Here is a 24,358-nt window from a genome sequence, read left to right on the forward strand (position 1 = left end):
CAACTCCACCACCATCGGAGACGTCTGCAGCAGCACCGGGACGTGCGCCGGGACGGCCTGCAACACCCCTCCCAACAGCGAGTGCTACAACCCGACGGGCACGGACTCCAGCGGCACCTGCGTCTACACTCCGAAGTCCTCGGGTATGAGCTGCAATGACGGCAACTCCTGTACGACGGGAGACGTATGCAACGGCGGCGGCACGTGCGGCGGCACAGCCCTGAGTTGCTCCACCGCGAGCACGACCTACTGCAGCGGCAACGACGTTCGGAGGAGCACCGGCACCGGAACCTGCAGCGGCGGCGCCTGTAACTCCACCGACACGCTCGTCCAGACCTGTCAGACCGGCACCAGTGGTGCCTACTGTAGCGGCAACGGCGCCTACCAGACCGTCTACGGTGGTTGCAGCAATGGCACCTGCACGTCCAGCCAGCAGCTCATCCAGACGTGCTCCCCCTCGGACAGCTATTCCTGCAGCGGCAACACCGTCCAGAAGACCACCAGCGGCGTCTGCAGCGGCGGCGGCTGTTCTGGCTCCAGCACCGTCAACATCACGACGTGCTCCCCCTCGGACAGCTATTCCTGCAGCGGCAACACCGTCCAGAGGACCACCAGCGGCCTCTGCAGCGGCAGTGGTTGTTCTGGCTCCAGCACCGTCAACATCCAGACGTGCTCCCCCTCGGACAGCTACTCCTGCAGCGGCAACACCGTCCAGAGGACCACCAGCGGCTTCTGCACAGGCGGCGGCTGTGGTGGCACCAGCACCGTCAACGTCCAGACGTGCTCCCCCTCGGACAGCTATTCCTGCAGCGGAAACTCCGTCCAAAGGACCACCAGCGGCCTTTGCAGCGGCAGCGGCTGCTCTGGCTCCAACACCGTCACCATCCAAACGTGCTTCCCCTCGGACAGCTATTCCTGCAGCGGCAACACCGTCCGGAAGACCACCAGCAGCATCTGCAGCGGCAGCGGCTGTGGTGGCACCAGCACCGTCAACGTCCAGACGTGCTCCCCTTCGGACAGCTATTCCTGCAACGGCAACACCGTCCAGAGGACCACCAGCGGCCTCTGCAGCGGCAGCGGCTGTACCGGCTCCAGCACCGTCAACATCACGACGTGCTCTCCCGTGGACAGCTACTCCTGCAGCGGCAACACCGTCCGGAGAACCACCAGCGGACTCTGCAGCGGCAGCGGCTGCAGCGGCTCCAACACCGTCGACGTCACGACGTGCTCCCCCGTGGACAGCTACTCCTGCAACGGCAACACCGTCCAGAAGACCACCAGCGGCCTCTGCAGCGGCAGCGGCTGCACCGGCTCCATCACCGTCAACGTCCAGACCTGTGGCAGCGGACAGACGTGCAGCAACGGAGCGTGCGTCCAGGTCACCTGCGGCTCCGGGCTCACCATGTGCGACGGGGTGTGTACGGACCTGCAAACGGACTTTCACAACTGCGGCCACTGCAGGAACGATTGCGCGGCGGGCAACTATCACTGGTGCGCAGATGGCAACTGTGAGGGCATCTTGTAGTTGAAGCCCTGAGAACCCGCCTTGACGCCAAGGCCCTCGCTGAACTCCTGCCCCTGAGCCGCATGGCAGGCGACCTCCTGGCGGACATGCATCGCCAGGAGGTCCATGGGGCGAGGATTCCAGGCTCCAAGGCGTCTCATGCACAAAGCCAGACTCCCCGTATTCCTGCCGGAGGGCTGAATCCCCTGGCCGAGCCCAGCGAAGAAGCGCCTGGGCTCGCCGGGTGCGCGTCGCCCCCCGGTGACACCGCCTCCACAGGAGACGTCCATCACCTGCACGCTGATCGGTTACAGCTCGGGGATCACCGCCGGAAGCGGTAGCCTCTCCCGAACGATGAACCGCACCGAAGCCACCCAGGCCCTCGAACTCATGCGCCGGGTCGTCGCGCAGGCCCGCGACGACACCGCGCTCCAGAACTGGGGCGCCATCTGGATGCTCCATGCCTTCACCAACGGCGGAGGCTTCCTGGCCACGGACTGGCTCTGGGAAGCGGGCCACCGCGGCCCGGGTCCCTTCGTGCTGCTCTGGGGCGTGCTGCTGGTCATCAACTTCGCCAGCATCTTCATGATGAAGCGCGGCCAGACGGCGGGGGTGCGCTCGTTCATCGAACAGCAGATCTGGGCCATCTGGACCACCTTCATCGGAGGGTTGGTGCTGGTGGCGCTGCTCAACCTGCTGCTCGGGCTGGACCGGCTCTTCGTGCCCGCGGTGGCGTGCGTCCTGTTCGCCATGTCCTTCGCGTCCATGGGCGCGCTGATGGGCCGCGTCTGGTACGGGATGGCCGCGCTCTTCGCGCTCTTCGCATTGGGGATGACCCGCATGGAGGCCCATGCGTTCGCCTTGCTGGGCGGGCTGTGGTTCCTCGTCCAGTTCGGCTCCGGCCTGGCGCTCCACCGCGCAAGGAGCCGGCGGCTCGCCGCCGGGGGCGAGGGGCCCCGGCTGGTATGACCCCGGAGGCACTCGCGGCCCTGGTGGCGCTGGCCCTGGAACCGCTCGGGCTCCCCGAGCGGACGCTGACGGCGCGACTGAAGGCCGCGGGCATCGTGGAGCCCGGCTCGGTGCTGCGGCAGCTCGTCGCGGCGGGGCGGGTGCAGGCCACTCAAGGCGCGTGGGTGTTGACGCCGGCGGGACACGAGGCCCTGCGGGAGGCGCACGCCGCGCTCGCACGGGCCCAGGACCCCAGCCCGAGCTCCGCGGGCATGGAGGAATGTCCCTCCGTGCCGTGGCTCACGCAGGTGCAGACGCATTGGGTGGAGGCCGTCTCCGTCAACTACGCGGTGGACCCGGACCTCCTCGCGCGACTGCTGCCCGCGCCGCTGGAGCCCGAGGTCTTCCACGGCACGGCCTGGGTGCAGGTGCTGATGTCCTCGCTGCGCGACATGCGCCCCCGGGGACTGTCACCGCTGCTGGGCGTCTGCTTCTATCAGGTGAGCTACCGGGCCGCGGTGCGCTACCGCAACGCGAAGGGCGACTGGCGACGCGGCGGCTACTTCGTGCGCAGCGAGACGAGCGACCCCGTGATGCGCGGCGTGGGGAACGCGCTCAAGGAGTTCAAGTTCCACGAGTTCGGCGAAGCCCGGATGGTGATGGCGCGAGAGGGCGACCTGCTCACGGTGGGCGTGGATCCGGAGCCCGCCTTCCCCGGTGGGAAGCTGGTGGGCGTCTTCGACACCGAGCCGCGGACGCAGCCGCCCGAGGGCAGCGTGTGGCCGGACCTGGACGCGCTCCATGAGCCGCTGGTCGAATGCTACGACGCGTTCGGCGTGGCCGACGGGCACGTCTACGTGCTGACCATCGACCGCGAGCCCTGGAACGCGCGCTTCGCCAACCCGGTGCAGTTGTATTGCGAATACCTCCAGGAAGGTCCGCTCGCCCCGGGCGCGAGGCTCGACTCGGTGCTGCACCTCACCGAGTGCGCGTACCACTGGCGCCCGCTGCGTCGCGAGCGCTACGCGCGCTGAGCCCTGCCTTGTCGCTCCGCGCCCTCGCCCGCCACAGAGCGCGCACCGTGCCACCTGCGCGGTACAGCGCCTCCAAGGCCGCCACCGCGAGCGTGCCAAGCGCCGCTTGCAAGGGGATGGGCAGCCAGTGAAACCCTGGCGTCATGAGGTGCGGCTCGATGGGGAACCAGAAGTTCGGCGTCTGGATGAAGAGCACGGGCGCCAGCCGGCGGGCCTCGTGCGCGAACTGCTTCATCCGGGCCCATGAGCCCAGGTGCTCAATCATCGAGTTGGAATGAACAATGTCGAATTGATGGTCGGCGAAGCTCCTTTGGATGGGAACTCCAGGAACAAGAACCGTGCCGGGCCAGAATCCCCGGAGCGGACGTGCAGGGGCCGGGTCCCTTTTGAATCATCATTGTTCATGCATTCACATAAAGACCGGCCTGTCTCGTTTTAGCCGCTCTGACCGCGGCTCTCCAGTGCGGGGATTGCTTGACGCTCATGCCTGTCGTTGGGCCTTTGAGGTGGGGTCGCAATTACTCCCTCTGGTTCAGGACACCCTCACCGGTGCTTGCATTGTGCGTCAAAAGCAGAGGCCCCGTTGCTTGTTCGACACATTCCAGGCTCTAAGGCGCCTCATGCACAAAGCCAGATTCTCAGTCTTCCTGCTCATCGCACTCGCGATGGGCAGCTTGAGCTGTAACTCCAAGCCCGCGAGTCCCACGCCGGCCAGGACCGCCAGCTCCCAGGCGGCCCTCACCACGGGATGGCAGGAGACAGGCTCGATGAGCCTGACCCGCAGGTTCCCCACGGCCACCGTGCTCAGCTCCGGCAAGGTGCTCGTCGTCGGCGGCTGGGACAACGGCTTCCTCGCCTCGGCGGAACTCTATGACCCGGGCTCGGGCACGTGGCTCTCCACGGGGGCCATGCCCTTTGGACGGGAGGGCCACACCGCCACCCTGCTGCCCTCTGGCGAGGTGCTCATCGTCGGCGGGGAGATTCAGTCCGCGCCGGGCTACACCGCCACCGCGCTGCTGTATGCGCCGCAGACGGGCCTCTGGACGCAGGTGGGCTCCACCTCCATGGCACGCGCCTACAGCACGGCGACGTTGCTTCCCTCCGGAAAGGTCCTCGTCGCGGGGGGCGGCAACAACAATGGCTCTTATGCCAACGTGGACGTGTATGACCCGACAGCGGGCTGGTCCACCCTGCCCTCTGGGATGAACGACGAGCGCAGGCGCCACACGGCGACGCTGCTTCCCTCCGGAAAGGTGCTCGTCGTCGGCGGCCGGGGCTGGCGCATCTTCGAAACGGTGGAGGCTTACGACCCGAACCATCCGCAATCGGGCTGGACTCCGGTCGCCTCCATGGCCACGCACCGCTACGACCACACGGCGACGCTGCTGCCCTCCGGCAAGCTCCTCGTCGCGGGCGGCAGGAATGAAACGGGCCCTCTCAACACCTCCGAAGTCTATGACCCGACGACGAATAGCTGGACCGCCGCGCAGATGGCCACGCCTCGGACGCTCCACACGGCGACGCTGCTGCCCTCCGGCAAGGTGCTCATCGCGGGTGGCGAGGCGGCCACCCCTCTGGACACCGTGGAGCTCTACGACCCGGAGACGAACACCTGGTCCTCCAGCATCACGCTGCGGACTCCGCGCAGGCTCCACGCAGCCGTCATGTTGAACGCCCTCGCCAAGGTCCTCGTGCTGGGGGGTGAGCATGTTGTCTCGGGCCAGACCGCGAGGCTCAGCACCGCGGAGCTGCTCGGTACCTGCGAAACGGTTACGTGCAACACCGCGCCGAGCCAGTGTCACAGCTCGGCTGGCGTCTGCTCCAACGGCGGCACCTGTACCTATCCCCTCCAGCCGACCGGCTTCAGTTGCAACGACAGCAACGCCTGTACTGGCAATGACGTCTGCGACAGCACGGGCACCTGTGCCGGCGCTCCCGTCGCCTGCGAGGCCCCTCCTGGGCAGTGCTACCAAAGCGCCGGCTCCTGCTCCGACGGCTCCTGCTCCTATGCCTACAAAGCGGCGGGGGCCGCGTGCGATGACGGGGATGCGTGCACGCTGAGCGAGACGTGCAATGGGTCTGGAGGATGCGCTGGCACGCCGGTGAGCTGCACCACGCCTCCCGGGCAGTGCTACCAGGCGGCGGGAACCTGCGGCGGTGGGGCATGCACCTATGCGCCGAAGGCCGCGGGTGCCACCTGCAATGATGGCAATGCGGGGACCCTCAACGACGTGTGCAACGGAGCGGGGGCCTGCGCGGGAGTCCCGGCATGCACGACGCCGCCGAGCGCGTGCCATGACTCCCCGGGCACGTACGCCAACGGAGCCTGCACATACCCGGTGAAGGCGGCTGGGACGGCATGCGGCGCCGGACAGGTGTGCAACGCGGCGGGCCAGTGTCTGAGCGGGTGTTGGATTGGAGGGGCGTACTACGCGGCGGGGGCCACCAACCCGAGCGTGGCCTGCCAGGAGTGCAACCCGGGCGTAACGACGAGCGGTTGGAGCAACAAGGCCGTGGGAAGCACGTGCGCTGCCCCCACGAATGGAAACTGGGGGAGCTGCGGTGGATTCAGTGACACGTGCGATGAGACGGGGAGCCAGTCGCGCACGGTGACGGCGTATGCCTGCACCAGCAGTGGGACGTGCGGCTCCTCCACCGGCACGGAGTCTCAGGCATGCACGCGCAGCACGGGGGGCACGGCTTGCGGCACGAGCTATGGGGGCTGGGGAAGCTGCGGGGGCTTTGACGACTCCTGCGACACGACGGGGACGCAGTCGCGGACGGTGACGGCGTCGACGTGTGGCACCGGGACGTGCAACGCGTCGAACACCAGCACGGAGACGCAGGCGTGTACGCGAGCGGCGCCCAACACGAGCTGCGCGGCGCCCAGCTACGGGGCGTGGAGTGCGTGCAGCTTCAGCGATGTCTGCGCGCAGACGGGGACGCAGTCGCGGACGGTGACGACCTCCAGCTACAGCTGCGCCACCGGGCAGTGCGTGGCGTCCACGAGCACCGAGACACAGTCCTGCACGCGCAACACGAACGGCAACAACTGCGGCGCCCCCAGCGCCGGAGGCTGGGGCACCTGCAGTGGCTACAGCAGCACCTGCGACGAAACAGGGACGCAGTCACGCTCGGTGACCTCGTATACCTGCTCCAATGGGACGTGTGGTTCCTCCACCGGCACGGAGTCGCAGACGTGTACCCGCAACAGGGACGGAGTGTCTTGCGGTACGAGCTCTGGAGGCTGGGGAAGCTGCGGAGGCTTCAGTGACTACTGCGACGCGTCGGGGTCCCAGTCGAGGACCGTGACGGATTACGAGTGCGGCGGTGGATCGTGCAACCTTTCGAGCAGCGACACGGAGACGCAGACTTGTACGCGGACGCCTCCCGGTCCTCAGGCCTGCCCCCCGAGCTATGGGAGCTGGAGCGCCTGTAGTGGGTTCAGCGATGCATGTGACGCGACGGGCACGCAGTCTCGCCAGGTGACTCAATACACCTACAGCTGCGCGACAGGACAATGCACGCCGACATCCAGCAGCGCGGAGACGCAGACGTGTACGCGGACGGCTCCCGGTCCTCAGCCGTGCCAGCCGACAAGCTACGGGCCGTGGGGCACGTGCACCCGCGCTACCCCCTGCGGGCAGGGGTTCCAACAAAGGTCGGTGACGACCTACAGCTACAGCTGCGCAAGCGGGGCGTGCGGGGCGACCACGACCACGGAGACGCAGGACTGTTCAGTCCCCGCGATTCCTGGCTGGACGCAGTGCGGCAACACGTGCTCGATTCTGGAGTCCGACTCCAACAACTGTGGCGCTTGTGGGAATGCCTGTACGGGCCCCAAGTACAATGTTTGTATGGGTGGAAGTTGCTGTTATTCGCCCACCAATTGCTTGTAGGTCCTGGCGCTCCGTCATGACGTGAGGACTGGAGCGTGAGCAGGTCCGTCACCGCTCGACGTGTTCGCCTGCATGAGGTGTGGAGGCAGGCGGCGAGTGCTGGCGGACGGGAAGAAGGCGGGGCTGGCGCGAGCTGCCCTTCCGATGCTCCTGGGCATTCAACGCAGGCTGCGATTCGCATTTCGCGTCGCAGCCTGCGTTTCCATGCTGTGCATTGGGGCGCCGACCTACGTCCATCCGTCCCGGACTGCACGGCGCCGCCACTCCTGTTGGCTTGCGCCTCAAAGCATCTCCCTGACGCGTTCAGCGAGGCTCCTGACGTGTCAGGAGCCTCTCCTGTTTCGTGGCTCCAGAGGGGAAAGGGGCTGGCACGTGCCTTGGATTGAGCGGGGCTCGCCTCCCGTTTCCATCCGCCAGGAGTCCCACCCCATGAAGCACCTTGCCTTCCTCTTCTTCTTCACCGCGACCGCGCATGCCGCGGCGCCGTTGGGCACCGACAAGGAGCGGGACAGCTACGCACTGGGTCAGGACGTCGCGGAGTCCATCAAGCGCACCGACGCGGACCTGGACGTCAACGCGCTGGTGCAGGGCCTCCGGGACAACCTGGAGGGGAAGCCCTCGTTGCTGAGCGGACCGGAGCTCACCCAGGCGCGGACGCGGGCGCAGGGCACGATGCTCCAGAACCGCACCGCGAAGCGCGCGGCGGACTCGGCGAAGTACGGTGCGGCGGGCCAGTCCTTCCTGGCGACGAACAAGGCCCAGAAGGGCGTGGTCACCACCGCGAGCGGGCTCCAGTACCAGGTGCTGACCGCCACCACCGGCCCGAAGCCCGGCCCCGCGAACCGCGTGGTGATTGACTACAAGGGCACCGTGGCCGGCGGGACGGGCACGGAGTTCGACAGCTCCGCGGCCCAGGGGAAGCCGGCCGTCGTGGGCGTCAGCGACGGCATCGCGGGTTGGAAGGAAGCCCTCCAGCTCATGACGATTGGCAGCACGTACCGCTTCGCGCTCCCGCCGCAGCTGGCCTACGGCGCGCAGGGGCTGCCCGGCAAGGTTCCGCCGAACGCGACGGTCATCTACGAAATCACCCTGCGCGAGGTCGCGAAGTGAGCGCCCCGAACCTGCACGTGGCGTTCTGCGCCGCGCTCCTGTTCATGGGTTCGACGGCCGCCGCGCAGACGCTCGACTGCCAGACGTCCCAGGAGCGCTTTCCCTCCGCGGGCCTGACGCCCAACCCGAAGGTCGTGGCGATGGTGCCCGCCGACAAGCTGGCCGCGGGCTACGTCCGCGTGGGCGGTGGGTGCGAGGTGTCGCGCTTCGGCTTGGAGTCCGTGCACGCCGCGGTGATGGTGCAGAACGCACCCGACGGGACTTCCGGCTGGCGGTGCAAGGGCGCGGACCCCGCGTTCGTCTCCAACCCGGCCTGGGCGAAGGCGTCCGTCACGTACTGCCGGGCCACCGACGCGGGGGGCACCCCGCTGCCGCTCCAGTGCACGACGCTCACGAAGAAGACGGGCCTGCTTCGCAACCCCACCGTCGAGGTGACCCTCACCCCCAACCTCGTCACCGACGGTTACGTGGTGGTCTCCGGTGGCTGTGACACTTCCCATTTCGGCAATGGCTCCGTGCACGCGGAGAACGTGGTCATCTCCCGGCCCACGCCCGGCGGGCAGGGCTGGTACTGCCAGGCGGCGGATCCGCCGAACCACGCGCAGGACGCCACGGTGGAGGCCTCGCTCGTCGCGTGCCGCGTGGGCCCGACGGCCGTCACGCCGAAGCCCAACCTCCAGTGCACGGTGACGCAGGGCGCGCAGGGCACGGGGGCCTATCCGAAGTCCGTCGCGAAGGGGACGGGCAGGACACTGGGCGGCGGCTGCGAGCTGTCCTCCGCGGGAAATGGCTCCCTCCACGCGGAGTTCATGGTGCAGCAGGGGCCGCAGGCGGATGGCTCGTGGGCCTGCCTCGCCGCGGATCCTCCGCTCATCTCCAACCCCGGAACCGCGAAGGCCAGCGCCGTGAGCTGCAACCTCACCACCACTCCCCTGCCCCCGCCGGTCGTCGTGCCCGCGACGCGGAAGAACCCGGTCATCATCGTGGGCGGCACGCTGGCGAGTGAGATCCTGTACTGGATCCTGGCCGGGCGGCTCCGGGCGGACGGCTACTACGTGGAGATCTTCGAGCTGCCCGGGGGCGGACTCATCGACATCCGCGAGGGCGCGCAGGTCCTCAAGAACCGTGTCTCGGAGGTGCTGCTGAAGACCGGCGCGGAGAAGGTCAATCTCATCGGTCACAGCCAGGGCGGCATCACGGCCCGGACCTACGTGCATGACTACGGCTGGCGGCTGGTGGACCACCTCATCAGCCTGGGCTCGCCCCACAAGGGAACCCACGTGGACCCGCTGCTGGCCGCGCTGCTGGTGGGGTGCACCGGAAAGCCCACGGACAGCCCCATCTGCACCCAGCTGCGCGCGGGCGCCTTCCTGGATGAGATCAACCAGCGGGCCCCGGACGACGGCATCGCCTACACGAACATCAACAACCTGAAGCAGTTCGATGTCTTCACGGACGGGCTGACCAACGGGCGCATGGACAACTGCGACCGCACGAACGCGCAGGGACAGGCGCTCAAATGCAACGTGGTGGTCCAGGAGCAATGCCCGGCGATCTTCGTCGAGCACATCGGCCTGGCGTCCAGTGGGGCCGTCTACAGTGGCGTCCGCCAGGCCCTGGCGAACCAGCCCCTCCAGTTCAACTGCGCGGAACTCTAGCCCCAAGGACCTGCACATGAATCCCAAGCATTGGCTGTCCCGGATGGTCCTCGCGGTGCTGGCGGTCCCGGGCCTCGCGTCCGCGGCGGCTCCGGCGTACCAGACCCAGAACATCGAAGGCTGGACGGTGAACATCGACACGCGTCTGCCGGCGACGAACAAGGCCGCGACGGACAAGGCCGTCGGCCTGCTGACGTCGCAATTGAAGGACATCGTCCGGGGGGTCCCGGCGGGGCCCGTGGCGGAGCTGCGCAAGGTGACGCTGTGGTTGTCGCCGCAGTACGCCGGCCAGCCCCCCAGGGCCGAGTTCCACCCCAGTCCCATCTGGCTGAGCCAGAACGGACGCAACCCGGCCATGGCCCTGGGCGTCGAGATCTCCAACGTCTTCGTCTATGAGGCAGAGACGCAGCGGATGCCCCTGTTCGTCCTGCACGAGCTGGCGCACGCCTACCAGAACCGGGTCCTGGGCGACGGGAACGCGGACATCCTGGCTGCCTTCAACCGGGCCACCGCGAGCAAGACCTATGAGCGCGTGGAGCGCTTCAACGGCCCCGGCCTGCCCGTGACGTACGAGCGCGCCTACGGCATGAACAACGCGGCGGAGTTCTTCGCGGAGACGAGCGAGGCGTACTTCGGCCGCAACGACTTCCAGCCGTACACGCGCGACGAGCTGGCGAAGCATGATCCCGTCACGCTCGCGATGCTCCACAAGGTGTGGCAGGTGCCGCAGCCCCAGCCGGCGCCCCCGCCCCCCACGACGACGGCGGGCTTCGACACCCGCTGCTTCTACCGGCTGACGACCCAGTGGCAGGGAGAGGGCATGTCGCTGGACATCGTCAACGACGGCAAGAACAACACGCCCATCCTCGCGAAGTCGGGCAACTACGCCGGGCAGCTGTGGAAGCTGATGCCGGAAGCCGGCGGCGCATACCGGCTGGTGACCCAGTGGCGCGGCAACGGCCTGTCCCTGGCCAACACCGCGGGCAACCGGCCGCTGCTGGTCAACACGGCCGCCGCGGCGGAGCAGCTGTGGAAGGTGACGCCGGAGCTCAACGGCACCTTCCGGCTGACCAACGTGGCCCAGGCGGAGAGTCTGTCCTTGGACATCCTGAACGACGGCAAGGCCAACACCACGCCCATCCTCGCGAAGAAGGCCCTGGTGTCCGGACAGCTGTGGAAGGTCGCTCCCGTGAGCCCGTGCCCTTGAGGGACGGCGGCCATTGCCGCGGCGCTCGCGCTCAGCGCGGGCCCATGGCTTCGCCCGTCTCGACGCCCAGCTCCGGGCAGGCTCCGGGGAGGACCTCGTCCTTGACCGGACGGAACGTGCCCTTGTCGAGGACGAAGTCCCGCAGGACGCAGGTCTCGGCCCCGCTCTCGTTGCCGCCCATCCAGATGGCTCGCATCCACCGGCTGTCCGGGCGGAAGGCCAGCTGGAGCTGCCGGTAGTCTTCGCCACTCGCTGGCAGGGGCATGACGTGGCCGGTCTTCGCGTCAATCACGAAGCCGAGGATGCACTCGGTGCCACAGCCGCTGATCATCACCGCGTACTGGCCGCCGAACGTCACCCCTCTGGCGGCCGCCTGACGGAGACGGGTGCGGTACAGCTTCACCGCCGCGCCACCCCCAGCCAGGTCGGGCTTCGCGAGCGGCCCGGTGTAGACCTGCGCGGGATGCGCCTGGAAGGCAGCGGGCGGGAGGACCGCGGCCGGCGGCTCGGCGTCGCTGGCCTCCTCGGCCGCCGGCGGCGAAACCACCGCCGTCGCGGTGGACACAGGCGGCGGGGGCGCGGCCTTCTCACCGCAGGCGGCCAATGCCAGCAGGACCGCGTGCCTCAGGACCTTCGCGTTCGCCACGTTCGAGCCCGCTCGCATCGTTGCGGACAGGGGCTTCACCCGCCCCTCTCCAGGCGTTCCCGCAGGGCCTCCACGGCGTCCTTGGCTTCCTTCAGGCCGACACCGTGGCGCTCCCGGTAGAGCTTGATGGCCTGGATGAGATTGCCCTCTTCCACGGCCTGCGCGATGGCGGCATCCGCATCCGGGGCGGGAACGTTCCCGGTCGCGGGCGGCCCGATGGGGGCCCGGCCATCCCGCATCGCGTCCACGGCGTCCTTCGCTTCCTTCAGGCCCGTGCCGTACAGCTCCCGGTAGAGCTTGATGGCGTCGATGTGCCGCCCGGAGGTGATCAACAGCGAGAGACGGGCCTGCCCTTCCTCCGGCGTCAGCCGGCGGGCCTCCGGCTCCAAAGTTCCCGAGGAGGCGCTACGAAAGAAGCGCCACAGGAGCCCCGCGACGCCTCCGACGAGCGCCGCGACAACGACCCAGACGATGCGATCCATGGACATGCCGTCGAGCATAGCTCCGGCCTGCTCTCTTGAAGGGAGATCGCCGTGCCGTTCCCCCTGGCGTCCCAACCGAGATGGAGTTCATCGGATTGGGATTGCGGGTTCTGCTCTGTCCAGAGCCGACAATAATAGGAAGAGCGGAAAGCGCCACAAAGTCCGACCGACTGTGACCTGAACCGCCACAATCCCCGGACGGCAATCATTGCCATCCAAGGACTTGAACAGACGAAAGTCATGGTCTGGCCATTGCAGATGACTGGCATTCGCTGTCCACACCCAGGGAGGCATGGATGTCAAAGATGCGCACGAGAGTGTTCATGGGCCGGCTGCTGACGGCCACGATGTTGGGAGTATTCGCGGGCTGTCAGGCGGAGCCCTCGCAAGAGTCCGGCCCCAAAGCCACGTCGCAGGAAGTCACGGCGGCCACGGATAACTGCGTGAATCGCTTCGAGGGCATCACCCACTGCACCACGGGCAATGCGGCGCTGGAAGCCACGGACGAGGGCCTGGTGATCACCGGCCTGGCCAACCAGGAGCAGGACGGCATCGTCGGGGCCGTGGGCCGCGCTGAGAGCTGGCGGCAGCGGTCCATCGTGGACTTCGGCGAAGGCGACAAGGCCGTGACCTATTACGGCCGGAACGAGGACCAGGTCATCAGCACGCTGCGAATGGCCCCGGACCCGGACCATCCGGGCGTCCTGCGCTTGCGACCCACGTTCACTGGAAGCCCTGGCGGCTCCACCTACACCGTCACCGTGCGGGACCACGGCGAGCCGACGGCCTACAAGCTTCCGTACGGCTATTTGGATGAGCTGCGCATGGCCCTGGCGGAAATGCAGCGGCTGAACCGCCTGGCCGCCACCTTCTCCCGAACCGAGGGCGGATCGTCCTTGGGTGGGGACACCCAGGGGGCCTGTATCTGGACCGTGCGCTTCGAGGAAGCATCGTTCCAGTTGACCCTGAAAGATGGCACGGAGGTGACGGGCGATGAGATCGAGTTCGTGGAGGAGCTCGCGGACGGCGCCTACCCGTACTCCTCGTTCACACACATCGGGATGACCGGCGCGGTGGACAAGGTCACCGTCCTGGACGAGTCCGTGACCCTGAACAGCAAGTGATTGCCCGGGGCCCGCGCGTGGAGTGGGCGCGGGCCCCCTTGAATGGATGCCGGAGCCGCCGGCCTCAGCCCAGCACGGCCCAGAGGTAGACGGCCGAGTACGTCTGCGCCTCCGTGTAGATCTCCGTCCCCGTCCTCACGATGGTGGTGCAGTCGGCCAGCCACCGCGTGGATTCGAATTCGAAGACGCCGGGCGAGGCCGGCACCGCCACCGGTTCGCCCGCGCCCATGGTCACCGAGCTGAGCGGGCTGGTGGACAGGTTCGTCGCGCTGAAGCGCCCGTAGAAGGACTGGAGCAGCACCGCGGCGTGCCGCAGCGGCACCGGCGCGCCCGTCTCCACCCGCAGCGTCGTCTTCCCCCAGTTGGTGTCGTTGACGGTGTAGGTCGACTCGTCGGCGACGAGCCCGAACCACGCGTTCTCCTCGGCCTCCCCCAGCACGAGCCCCGACGGGCTCACCGTGCAGTTGGAGGCGCCCTTGCCCGTCAGCGTCCCGGCGCCCGTGACGTAGGCGCTGCCCGGGTCGGTGAGGGACGCAGAGATGCCCGCCGACGCGCCCACGCCACCGACGTTGTGGCTGCCCGAGGCGAAGTCGAGCTTGAAGCCCGACAGCGCGGCGGCGGAGAACTCCGGCCAGGCCACCACGGCCTGCGGCCTGGACATCTGTCCCGTCGCCAGCTCCTCGCCGCTCACGACGTAGCGCGTGCTGGACGCGCCTCCGACCCAGGCGATGACGGTGATCCACACCGTCGCGGAGGACAGCGGCGTGCCCGTCACCTCCGCCTTCACCTTGACCTGCCGCTTGCTGTTCTCCCCCGCGTTCTCCCGCGTCAGCTTCACGCCGAACCCGGAGATGGGGGAGCCCCCCAGGTTCCCTCCCGAGGCCTTCGTGGCGAAGTTGATGTCGAAGCGCGAGATGCCATACAGCGCGAGCCCCACATCGCCCGAGAAGTCGAACGTCGCCGTGTCCCCGGATGCCACTTCCTTGCGGCTGAACTGCCAGCTCATGACGCACCTCCAGGCCGCGGCCTTGTGATTTCGGCGATGACGAACGCCGTCAGGTTGCTCTCGGGGGGCGGCGCGACTCCGTAGTCGTCTCCCGTGCGCGAGTTGAAGATGTTCAGGATGAGCGTCCCGGAGATGGTCTTGCCATTCGTGACGCTCAGCGTGTCACTGGTGACGCCCGCCTCGAACAGCTCCAGGTCGCTCGTCTTGTCCCGCTCGAAGTTGATGTTCACGTTCTGCAGGAGCACCCCGGCCCGGCGCACCGTCTCGCCCGACGCCAGGGTGGGCGTCACGCTGAAGGCGCACGTCACGCCGTAGCGCTCGTCGTCGACCTCCGTCCACTGGCTGGAGCCCGTGTCGATGGACAGGACCCGGTAGGAGGTCACCCCGTCGGTGGACAGGAAGGCCACGTCCGCCGTTCCCGTCCGCTCCTCGTCACCGCTCTGGGTCGCCGTCCCGCTCACCTTCGCCTGGGCGCCGCCGGGCCGCTCCACGGAGGAGGTGAAGGACAGGCTGCTCAGCTCCTTCGCGCTGCTGCCCGCGATGTAGAAGCCCGCGAGGAACGCGCGGGCCTCCGCCGACGCGGAGGCGATGGGGATGGCGTCGGCCCACTGCCCGGCGAGCCCGTAGAGGTTGCCCGCCACCGCCTGGTACGCGGGGTTCATCACCCCGAGCACGGCGACCACGGTGATGCGCACGAAGCTGTCGTGCCCGGTGCCGTCCGTCGAGCTGGCGGCCTCGGCGCCATCGTAGTTGGTCATCACCAGCGACGCCGTCACATGGACGGCGTCCTCGGTGAGGTTCGGCACCAGCGTGACGCTGGTCTGTCCCACCGCCTCGGAGGTGGAGCCGTTGTCGGCGTAGTACAGCCGGAAGTAGCTCAGCCCCGCCATCGCCGCGAGCACGCGCTCACCCGGCAGCAGGTCTTCACCGAAGTCCACCTTCATGGGTGACGCCCAGGTCTTGTTCTTGGGCATCACCGCGGTCTTCACGCAGATCCTCATCGACGCTCTCCTCTTCTCAGGAAATTCCCATGACGCCGACGAGCCGGCCGGCCGGCCCGAAGTCCATGCCACCCGCGCCACCCACCACGCTCGATCCCGACAGTCCGTCCAGCATCGCGCTGCCCGCGGATTCGAGTTTGCGCGTCAGCCGCTCCTTGAGCTTGTAGCGATTCTTGACGTAGCCGAAGGACGTCCCGCCCACGCCCACGGTCAGCCCCCAGGCCCCGTCCAGGATGACGTTGACGGCGTCCTTCCAGTCCATCCCGAACTCGTTCTCGCCGGAGACGACGAGCGTCACCAGGTTGGTCAGCGGGATCGAAACCAGTCCGGCGACGGTGTAGCCGATGGTGTTGCCCAGCGCGCTGTGCGGCAGGGCCACCACGAATTGCTCCCACGCGTCTTCGGCGGGGTTGAGCTTCTTCTGAAGCTGGTCCCAGTAGGTGGACTCGGACATCCACTTCCTCGCCTTCGTCGCGCGCGAGGCGTCCGGCCTCGCCGCGTCCTCGGCCAGCCTGGCGGCCTGCTGCGGGAAGCCCCGCACCTTCTCCTCGCGGCCCGCCCTGGCGCGTCCCTGGATGCCGCCAGAGATGGCGCCGCGGATGAAGCCGGTCGCCGCGCCCACGGCCACCGCGCCGGAGAACTCCTTCCAGCTGAAGTCGTCGGCGGTCAGCGCGTAGGTCATGCCGTTCCAGCCGGCCGCGGAGACCATGCTCGCGAGCGCCGACAGCCCCGCCGTCCTCCCCATCGTCGTCACGTCCAGGACGAGCCCCGCCACGGTCCCCGCGGCGGAGACGGCGCCAGAGAACACGACGACCGCCATGCGCATGCCGTCCGAGATGGCGCCCGTGCGGTCCACCCGCGTGGTCGGGTGGTTGCCCGCGTAGGTGTAGGGGCTGGGGAACTCGTCGGCCGGGTCCGGCGCGTAGAAGCGGCCCAGCACCGGATCCATGAGGCGGGCGTTGAGGTTGTAGAGGCCCGTCTCCGCGTCGTACTCGGCGCCGGAGAAGCGCAGGCGCATCCACGGCGCGGCGCCCGTCGCCTCCCGTGCCGCGCCGAAGGCGGTGTAGCCGAAGCCCTCCACCAGCGTGCCCTGCGCGTCGAACAGCGCGCGCGTGGAGCGCAGCCGGTCGCTGGAGGCGTGGTAGCGGACACCGTCGCGGTACACCAACGGGCAGCCCGTGGGGCCCGGCACGTACAGCACGGTGCCGCTCTCCCCGCCCGTCACGAAGAGCGGCTGGTTCTCACCCGGGAAGCGCACCTCGCGCTGCTCGCCGACAGGGCCTTTCACCCGGGTGGCCACGCGGACGCCGTCGGCGTCGTAGGCGTACTCGACGGTGCTCGCGTCGCTGGCGCCGGGGCGGACCTGGATCCGGCTTGGCAGCGCCATGCCCGGCGAATAGGCGAAGTCCAGGTCCACGGGTCCGGAGCCCCGCGTGCGGCGCGACGACACCGTTCCGTCGGCCCGCCAGGTGAACGACGTCTCGCCGCCTTCCGGCCACGCCACCACATCCAACCGGTTGCCGCCCGGCACGTACGACAGCCTCGCGCCGGAGAGCTCGTGGATGTTGCCGTTGAGGTCTTCCTCGTACTGGAAGCGCTCGGGGGCGTCGGTGCCCTCTACCGTCTCGGAGGCGGTGATGCGGCCCAGCCCGTCATAGCCATAGGCGAGCTGCTCCCGCTGCGTGCCGAGCACCGCGCTGACGCCGCGCACGTTGCTGTCGGGCGCGAAGGTGTACGCCTGCGTGGCGCTCGTCCCGGCGGAGGCGGTGGAGTGCAGCAGGTGGCCCGGCGAGTCGTATTCCAGCTCCCAGCTCACGGGGCCGGAGCGGCTGGTCCGGACACGCGCCATCGCATCCCACCCGAACGAGGCCAGCTCCGTGCCCGCCTCGTCCTGGATGGAGGTGATGTTGCCCTGGACGTCGCGGCCGTACCGCAGAGGCCCAGGCTGGGGGAACAGCTCCCGCGGCAGGCCCAGCCGCACCAGCGCGTTCGTGTTGTCGTAGCCGAACGTCACCTCCAGCGGCGCGGCCTCCTCGCCGTCGTCCCACGTCACGCGCAGGGTGCGCGCCTCGAGCTGTCCCAGCGGAGTCCAGCGGTACGCGGAGTCCACCGTCGCGGGCGCGCCCGTGTCCTGCGAGCGAGAGCCCACCAGCTGTCCCAGCGCCAGCGCGTCCCAGCCGTCGCCGTCGTAGCGCCACACGCCCGTCGTCACCGCGCCCGAGCCCGGATCCGTCAGCGGCCAGCCCGGGAGCTCCGCCCGCTCGAGCAGCAGCGCGTTCCATTCGGCCGTCACGTGGCCACGCGCCGTCATCCGGCTCAGGGCGTCGTAGGTCGTCCAGGTGATGCGGCCCTCGGCCGCGTCCGCCGCGGTCTGGGCGAAGCGCGCGCGCCCGCCCCGGTCATGGACGTAGCGCGTCTCCCCCGCGTCGGGAGTGGACTCGCGCAGCAGCCGGCCCAGGCAGTCATAGTCGCGGACGATGGCCGTGTCCGTGCCGTCCCGCCAGCCGTCGGGGAGGATGACGCGCGTGCTCGTCCCCGTGGGCTCCATGCACAGCTCCATCGCGGAGACGTACGTGGAGTCGTCCCGCAGCGGCACGAGCACGGCGAGCGGGGCGTCCTTCGCGTCACGCACCCGCAGGCTCCGCTCGCCCACGGGGGAGATGAACGTGGTGACGCGGAAGTCGGTGGCCGGCAGGTCCAGCCCCGGGAGCACCGCCGCGTCCGGCGCGTAGCGCACCTTCGCCGTGGGCCGCGAGTCCGCGGGCGTGGTGTACGGGTCGACGATGGCCCACGCGGCGCCCGCCAGGCCCACCTCCACGGTGCGCCCCAGCGGTGACGCCTCCAGCAGGCGCCGCGAGTACGGGTAGCCCCCGTCCGCGGAGCGGCCCGCCTGGCCATTCCAGTAGTCCGCCGCATCGCCGGCCATGACGCCGCTGCCCGCGAGCGAGGCCTGGAAGGCCGGCAGGTCCACCAGCCCCGTTCGATAGAGCAGCGGGGCCAGCGCCGCGCCCGAGCCGAAGTCGCCGGGCACGGACTTCGTCTTCACGATGGTGCGCCCCAGCGCGTCCTCGATGAGCTGGTTGACGAGGTACGTGTCCCCCCCGAGTGCCTGGAGCTGACGGTCCGCGCCGGTGGAGTCCTGAAGGCGCGCTTGAATCACCGGGCCCTCCATCCACGCCAGGTGGCGCAGGCCGAGCGCTCCCGTGCCCGAGGTGAGCGCCGCGCCTCCGCGTACGTCCGCCGCCACGGAGAACACCAGGCCGCCGTCCGTCCAGAACAGCAGCCGGCCTCCCGTCACCACCAGCAGCAGCGAGGCCGGACTGGAGGCACCCGTGCCCACGGGCGAGACACCCTGCCCTCCCACTTCCAGGTGCCAGCCCCCGTCCCAGGAGAGCCGCGCGGCGGTGCCCACCGTGAAGCCGAAGCCCGGCGACAGCCGCACCGGGCCACCATCCACCGCGGTGGGCTCCACGTAGAGGGCCCACGCCTCCGTCTCCGGCGCGGTGGCGGTGAGCGACGCGTCGGTGGTGCCCTCATGCAGCAGCAGGCCCGAGGCCGCGCGCCACGCGCCCTCCGCCGACGGCGTCCAGGCATCACGCCACGCCTCACCGTCGCGGAACGTCTGCACGGTGCCGCCGCGCGTGGCCTGGAGGGCCACCTGGGCGTTCGGATCCCCCGGCTCGAAGGCGGCGTTGCGCTGGCGGGAGCTGAACTCGAGCTGCACGCCCTTCAGCGATCCGTTGGCGCGCACCTGGCCCACCATGCGCCGGGTGGGGCCATAGATCGCCCGGGACGTCAGGCCTCCGGGGCCCACGTTGGCCGTCAGTTTTTGCGTCCCCGGCTCGAAGGCCTGCGCCATGACGTTGGCCTCGCGCGGGTAGAAGCCCACGTCGTCCACCCACAGCTCGCCTCCGCCCGCCTCGACGCGGAGCCTGACGGAGAGCGGGCCGCCGGATGCGACGTGCTCACCCAGCGGAATGGCCGCCTGCGCCCAGGCCCAGCGCCCGGAGGTGTCGTCCAGCGCGATCCGGAGGGGCTCGCCCACCACCGTGCTTCCCGAGGTCACGGTGATGATCAGCACGGGCGACGCGCCTGCCGCGGCGTCGCGGGGGCGCGCGTACCAGCAGCCGGCGACGTAGGTGCGCGCGTTGTCCGCGGGCGTCAGTGGTGCGCGCTCCACGGCGGCGGTCCCGCCCGGCAGCCACGCGCAGCGGACGCCGGTGTGGGCGCGCTCGGTGGTGACGGCGGCGCCTCCGGTGAAGGTCCACGCGGCAAGCGGCTCCTGCGACTCGAAGCCGCAGGCGTCGGCCTCCTGCGCTGCCAGGTCCGCGTTCGTCACCATCAACAGCGGCAGCTGCCCGGTGGCATCCACCCGGGTGGAGTGCGCCACGCCCGTCGCGTCCTTCGACAGCGTGGCGATGCCCCGGGCGTCGCGCGTCAGGATGCTCGTGCGCATGAACCATTCCGGGGGAACGGTGTCCGCGCCGAACGGGAACCGTGCGCCGTCCGATGCCGTCGAGCCGCCCCAGTCATAGCGGGCGGACACATCGAGCACCATGCAGCCTCCGGCCGTCTCGAAGGAGCGGTAGGTGGTGGCGGCGCACGCGGACACGGCGTCCACGCCGTCCTTCGGCCACACGCGGGTGCGCATCTGCGCGACGGAGGTCAGCACGTTCTCCCACGCCAGGGCGCGCCAGGCGGGCACGGCGGCGGCGAAGGTGGTGGCCATCTCCGTCGTCCACGTCACGCCGTGGACGTCGCGCGTGTCGAACGACTCGGAGGTGGTGCCACCCGTCAGCGGCGCGGGGAAGCCTCCCAGGTAGCCATAGCGCGTCTCCAGCGCGAGGCCGTCCTTCATGGAGCGGATGCTCGCCGGCCGCACGTAGGCGCCATGCAGCATCACCTCGCTCCACGTTCCCGAGGCCGCGTCCTGGAGCGACGTGAAGCCGGCGCGCGACGTGAAGACCTCCCAGGTGTTCGTCTCGCTGGCGACCAGATGGCCGGTGTAGCCGCGCACCGCCGTGGGGGACTCCGGATCCTCGTCGCTGTCCACCGTGTAGCGGCGCCGGGTGGTGGGATCCTCGACGGACCAGTACAGGAATCTCCCGTCGACGCGGCGGGCCTCGTAGACGGCCTGGGCGGACAGCGCCGCTCCTGCCGGGAACAGCGCTCGCAGGGCCTCCGGCACGGGGGTGCCCGGCGCCACGTCGGGAGTGAGGCCCAGGGCCGCGGAGGTGGGCGCGGCGAACAGCGCGGCGCCCTCGAAGGTGAGCGTCTGGAGGGGCTGGCCGTCCAGCATGCTCAGTCCATCGGCCGTGGTCCCGTTGTCGTAGGTCGTCACGGTCCGCCCGCCATGCGCGGAGGACGGATCGTCACAGCCATCCCAGGCCGTGGAGCGGTAGTACTTGATGACCTCGCCGGACGGATCGCACGCGGCGCTCACCCGGTCGAAGCTCCACACGGAGCGCAGCGGCTCACCCAGGCCGGTGTCGATGGACAGCGAGCGCACCGGGTAGTCCACCAGCGCGCCCTGGATGTCGCCGCCCACGAAGCGGTGCAGGGTGAGGCTTGGCGCGCGCTCGAAGTCGGGCGCCGTCTGCGGGTAGGTGACGAGGGTGGCGGGGCCCGCGGGGCTCTTGCCCGCGCGAGGCGGAGACAGCAGTCCCTCCGGCGACAGGGGGCTGACGAACGTCTGTCCGGCGATGGTGGAGGTGGCCTTCGCGCGGCCGTTCTCCAGCAGGGCCAGGGCGATGCGCGCGGCGCCCTGCCCCGGCGGCAGGCGCCACCCCGCGAAGTCCGGGGCCGCGTCGACGACGCTGAAGAAGTCCGCGCCTTCCGGAGCGCCCTCGTAGACGGGCTGCTCGCTCTCCGGCCCCGTCCATCCGGGTGCGGCGCCGCGGTACCAGACGGTGTTGGCGGCGACGATGAAGTCCTCGCCGGTGGCCGCGGGGTAGCCGGAGTCCTCCCCCGGCGGCAGCGCAGGCAGCGTCCTCGGCGCGCGGGCGAAGGTGCCACTGTCGGCGTCGTAGGCGAGCAGCCGCGTGGTGATGCCATCCGACACGTTGAGCACCTGCAACACCACGTCGCGCCCGTACGCGTAGGCCAGCCAGCCCGGCCGGCCGCGCCCCTGGTCGGTCAGCGCCTCGGAGGTGTTCCAGCCCACGCCATCGAAGCGCCACAGGTACCGGTCGGTCCCCACCAGCTCATTGCCAGACACGGACGGCACCGGCGGCCATGAAGGCCTGGGCACCTGCGTGACGGAGGACAGGCGCAGGTTCTCCGCGTCCACGCCCTGCCCTTCCTGGAACTGGTAGTCCGCGTCCCAGCGGCGTACGCGCAGGGCGTAGCGGCCGGTGGCGCTGGAGTCCGTGGCCTCGCACCACGCCACCATCGACGGGCCGTCCGCCCAGGACATCTCCGTCTGCCGGGGCCCCAGCTCCACGTCCAGGGAGCCGCCGTCGTTCCACCGGTGGTCGCCGTCCAGCCACGCCAGCGACACCGTCCCCCTGCCGTTGAGGTGGTGCCACAGCAGGTAGCGCTCGCCGCGAGCGAGCACCTGCATCATCCGTCCCTGCACCGCGGGCGCATCCCCGCCATTCCAGGTGCGCTGCTGCCAGTCCCAGGTGAGCCGGTAGAGGCTGTCACCGGCGCCGTCGAAGCCGGAGACGGTGGCCAGCAGGAAGCGCTCTCCGGCGGCGAGCCGGGCGCCCGTCGCCCGCGGGAAGGTGAGCCACGACGTGCCGTGCCCGCCCGAGTACGGCGCCCACTCCCACGCGCGCAGCGTGCTGCGCCGGAACGGGAGCACGCGCACCTCGTCGCCGACGCGGAAGGTCAGCCCGAAGAAGTCCATGGAGGTGACGCCCGCGAGCGAGTCCGCGTCCAGCGCCTGCTCACCTTCGTAGACGAGCCCTTCGCCGAGGGTGGAGCGCTGCCAGTGTCCCGTCCACGTGTGGACCTGGAGGCTCAGCCGCTTGCGCTGCGCATCCAGCCAGCAGGTGACGGCGTAGTCCGGCCCCAGCCAGACGAAGGGCGTGTTGCCGGTGGCGCTGAAGCCCACGGGCGGCGTGACGGTCAGGTCGCGCTCGCAGATGTCCAGCGGGATGGCGCCGTCGTAGGTGAAGGTGCCGGTGGCACCCTCGGGATAGGTGATGCGCGTGAGCGCGCCCGGGTGGGCCGCGCTGTCCTCCAGCGCGTAGCCGAACACGTAGCCGGGCAGGCTCCGTCCGGCCGGGTCCTGTTCGGTGATGCCCGTGAGGAAGCGCTTGCAGAGATCGGCGGACGACACGGCGGGGGTGCCGGGCAGGGCCTGGGGCGGCGCGTAGTCCAGCTTCACGCGGTACAGCTCGCGGCCCGCGTCGTCCAGGACGCGCAGCCGATGGAGGTACAGCGTCTCGTAGCGGTCCTGGAAGGCGTTGGGGGTGGTGAGGTTCCCTGGCGCCACGCCGTCGGCGGCGGGCGCGAGCACCTTGTGCGGATCCTGGTACTCGTGGACGGTGGCCGTGTACCACTTGGGCGCGTAGTCCAGCGCCACGCTCCGGCCGCCCACGCCGGTGATGCTCGAGAGGTAGCAGGCCTTGGTGTACGGCAGCCCTTCGGAGCCCACGCGCTGCTCGACGGTGGGGAGCAGTCCGTCCGCGCCGCGCTCGAAGGTGTTGTACGCGTAGGTGACGCGGTCGCCGTAGCGATCCACGCGCGCGACCAGGTTCCACGCGTGCGCGTACTGCGCCTGGCCTTCCCGGCGCGTCGAGCTGCCCACCCAGCCGCCCCGCTCGCCGCCGAAGCGCACGCCCCACTCGATGCCGTGGCCGGTGCTGGTGGCGAAGCCCTGGGGGGTGACGGAGACGCCACCGCCGAAGACCCGCTGCGTGCCCGAGTCGTCCACCGCCACCCAGCGCTCGTAGGCCGGGTAGTAGCGGACGCGCCAGAAGCTGAAGTCCTGCGGCTCGAAGCCGAGTCCGCCCGCGGCCACCGCGAGCACCGGGGCGCCGTCCGTGCCGGCCTGCTCGGACAGGACGAAGGACTGCTCGTGGAGGGGATCCTCCACGTCCCACGGGCCCTGACCGCTGACGGTGGCCTGGGTGGACAGGGGGAGACCGGCTGCGGCGAAGGCGGCGATGAGCTCCTGCGAGACATGGGGCCCGCCGAGCCGCGAGGTCAGCACCGCGTCCAGCAGCGCGCGGACCCACGGGCGGGTGGTGGGCACCAGCCGGTTGCGCGAGCCTCCGGACTCCAGGCTGAAGCGCCGCGCGGCGAGCGACAGGGCGCCGTCGGACTCCGCGACGATCCGCTCGCGGGGGAGCATCCATCCCAGGCCGGCCACGCCCGTGGGCGCGTCGAGGTTCCAGCGCGTCGCGGCGAGGTGGATGGAGCTGTCATAGGAGAGGCCCAGCTCCACCGCGAGCGTGTCGTCTCCGAGCTTCCCCGGGAGTTGGACCAGCGGGCGCTGGTAGCTCACCGAGCCTCGGAAGAGGTTGATGCTCTGCCGGAGGGAGCCGACGTCGGTCGACGCGAACTGGGCAGGACGCTTCGGAGGAACCTGGTTGGGGGCGCGGGGAGGCATGACGGTCCAGGGAGGGGATTGGATGGGCGCCCGTGATCAGGGGGAGAGCGCAGCGCGGGGTAATGCGTGGAGCGTGCCAGCGCGTGTTCAGGCGCGGCGTGGGGCCGCACGCCTGGGGAACACGGGGATGAAGCAGGTGATGACGCGTTACCTGGGCACGCGTGTGCGTTCTGGAGGAA

13 protein-coding genes are annotated in these 24,358 nt (G+C 69.8%); 8 read left to right on the forward strand and 5 right to left on the reverse strand.

The window, feature by feature from the left end; genetic code table 11:
- From D7X32_RS45455 to D7X32_RS15075, 7 genes are all read left to right on the forward strand, one after another.
- Positions 1-1,525 (forward strand): hypothetical protein (locus tag D7X32_RS45455; protein ID WP_158625686.1); only part of this gene is annotated, 1,525 nt, incomplete at its 5' end.
- Positions 1,526-1,858: 333 nt separating this feature from the next.
- Positions 1,859-2,473, forward strand: a complete 615-nt coding sequence (locus tag D7X32_RS15045; RefSeq protein ID WP_120603238.1) for a hypothetical protein — start codon at positions 1,859-1,861, stop codon at positions 2,471-2,473.
- Positions 2,470-3,486, forward strand: a complete 1,017-nt coding sequence (locus D7X32_RS15050) for a DUF2071 domain-containing protein (protein ID WP_120603239.1) — start codon at positions 2,470-2,472, stop codon at positions 3,484-3,486. Before D7X32_RS15045 ends, D7X32_RS15050 begins: the two co-directional genes overlap by 4 nt.
- A 767-nt stretch (positions 3,487-4,253) precedes the next feature.
- On the forward strand, positions 4,254-7,385 hold the full coding sequence (locus D7X32_RS15060) for a Kelch repeat-containing protein (protein ID WP_158625688.1): 3,132 nt from the start codon (positions 4,254-4,256) through the stop codon (positions 7,383-7,385).
- Positions 7,386-7,814: 429 nt separating this feature from the next.
- On the forward strand, positions 7,815-8,495 hold the full coding sequence (locus D7X32_RS15065) for an FKBP-type peptidyl-prolyl cis-trans isomerase (RefSeq protein ID WP_158625689.1): 681 nt from the start codon (positions 7,815-7,817) through the stop codon (positions 8,493-8,495).
- Positions 8,492-10,153 (forward strand): alpha/beta fold hydrolase, encoded by a 1,662-nt coding sequence (locus D7X32_RS15070; RefSeq protein ID WP_120603243.1) that lies wholly within the window; start codon positions 8,492-8,494, stop codon positions 10,151-10,153. Before D7X32_RS15065 ends, D7X32_RS15070 begins: the two co-directional genes overlap by 4 nt.
- A 16-nt stretch (positions 10,154-10,169) precedes the next feature.
- Entirely contained in the window at positions 10,170-11,360 is a 1,191-nt protein-coding gene (locus D7X32_RS15075) for an RICIN domain-containing protein (protein WP_147450157.1), read from the forward strand.
- Positions 11,361-11,391: 31 nt separating this feature from the next.
- Here the strand turns inward: D7X32_RS15075 and D7X32_RS15080 are convergent, their stop codons facing one another.
- Together D7X32_RS15080 and D7X32_RS46245 are read right to left on the reverse strand one after the other, a co-directional pair.
- Complete coding sequence (locus D7X32_RS15080; protein WP_147450158.1) at positions 11,392-12,045, reverse strand: hypothetical protein; 654 nt, start codon at positions 12,043-12,045, stop codon at positions 11,392-11,394.
- A complete protein-coding gene (locus D7X32_RS46245) occupies positions 12,042-12,488 on the reverse strand; it encodes a ribosomal L7/L12 family protein (RefSeq protein ID WP_208752424.1) in 447 nt (148 codons plus the stop codon). Before D7X32_RS46245 ends, D7X32_RS15080 begins: the two co-directional genes overlap by 4 nt.
- A 305-nt stretch (positions 12,489-12,793) precedes the next feature.
- Between D7X32_RS46245 and D7X32_RS15090 the strand changes: the two genes are divergently transcribed.
- Positions 12,794-13,612: a hypothetical protein gene (locus D7X32_RS15090; protein ID WP_147450159.1), complete on the forward strand. Its 819-nt coding sequence runs from the start codon at positions 12,794-12,796 to the stop codon at positions 13,610-13,612.
- A 64-nt stretch (positions 13,613-13,676) separates the two neighbouring features.
- On the opposite strand, the gene D7X32_RS15095 is transcribed toward D7X32_RS15090, so the two are convergent.
- Genes D7X32_RS15095 through D7X32_RS15105 form a run of 3 tightly spaced genes read right to left on the reverse strand, consistent with a single transcriptional unit; the run spans position 13,677 to position 24,179 of the window.
- On the reverse strand, positions 13,677-14,618 hold the full coding sequence (locus D7X32_RS15095) for a hypothetical protein (RefSeq protein WP_120603247.1): 942 nt from the start codon (positions 14,616-14,618) through the stop codon (positions 13,677-13,679).
- The gene (locus D7X32_RS15100; protein WP_120603248.1) at positions 14,615-15,619 is read right to left on the reverse strand and encodes a hypothetical protein; all 1,005 of its coding nucleotides are present in this window, start codon (positions 15,617-15,619) and stop codon (positions 14,615-14,617) included. The genes D7X32_RS15095 and D7X32_RS15100 overlap by 4 nt, the downstream gene beginning before the upstream one ends.
- 16 nt (positions 15,620-15,635) lie before the next feature.
- The gene (locus D7X32_RS15105; protein WP_120603249.1) at positions 15,636-24,179 is read right to left on the reverse strand and encodes an RHS repeat-associated core domain-containing protein; all 8,544 of its coding nucleotides are present in this window, start codon (positions 24,177-24,179) and stop codon (positions 15,636-15,638) included.
- Between the last annotated feature and the right edge of the window lie 179 nt (positions 24,180-24,358).

The sequence above is a fragment of the Corallococcus carmarthensis genome (assembly GCF_003611695.1).
Lineage (GTDB): Bacteria > Myxococcota > Myxococcia > Myxococcales > Myxococcaceae > Corallococcus > Corallococcus carmarthensis.

Bases quoted from the DNA above. Each gene is read 5' to 3' on its own strand.
- D7X32_RS15090 (WP_147450159.1), top strand. From the start codon at position 12,794: ATGCGCACGAGAGTGTTCATGGGCCGGCTGCTGACGGCCACGATGTTG.
- D7X32_RS15075 (WP_147450157.1), top strand. From the start codon at position 10,170: ATGAATCCCAAGCATTGGCTGTCCCGGATGGTCCTCGCGGTGCTGGCG.
- D7X32_RS46245 (WP_208752424.1), bottom strand. From the start codon at position 12,488: ATGGATCGCATCGTCTGGGTCGTTGTCGCGGCGCTCGTCGGAGGCGTC.
- D7X32_RS15105 (WP_120603249.1), bottom strand. From the start codon at position 24,179: ATGCCTCCCCGCGCCCCCAACCAGGTTCCTCCGAAGCGTCCTGCCCAG.
- D7X32_RS15060 (WP_158625688.1), top strand. From the start codon at position 4,254: ATGAGCCTGACCCGCAGGTTCCCCACGGCCACCGTGCTCAGCTCCGGC.
- D7X32_RS15065 (WP_158625689.1), top strand. From the start codon at position 7,815: ATGAAGCACCTTGCCTTCCTCTTCTTCTTCACCGCGACCGCGCATGCC.
- D7X32_RS15095 (WP_120603247.1), bottom strand. From the start codon at position 14,618: ATGAGCTGGCAGTTCAGCCGCAAGGAAGTGGCATCCGGGGACACGGCG.
- D7X32_RS15045 (WP_120603238.1), top strand. From the start codon at position 1,859: ATGAACCGCACCGAAGCCACCCAGGCCCTCGAACTCATGCGCCGGGTC.
- D7X32_RS15100 (WP_120603248.1), bottom strand. From the start codon at position 15,619: ATGAGGATCTGCGTGAAGACCGCGGTGATGCCCAAGAACAAGACCTGG.
- D7X32_RS15050 (WP_120603239.1), top strand. From the start codon at position 2,470: ATGACCCCGGAGGCACTCGCGGCCCTGGTGGCGCTGGCCCTGGAACCG.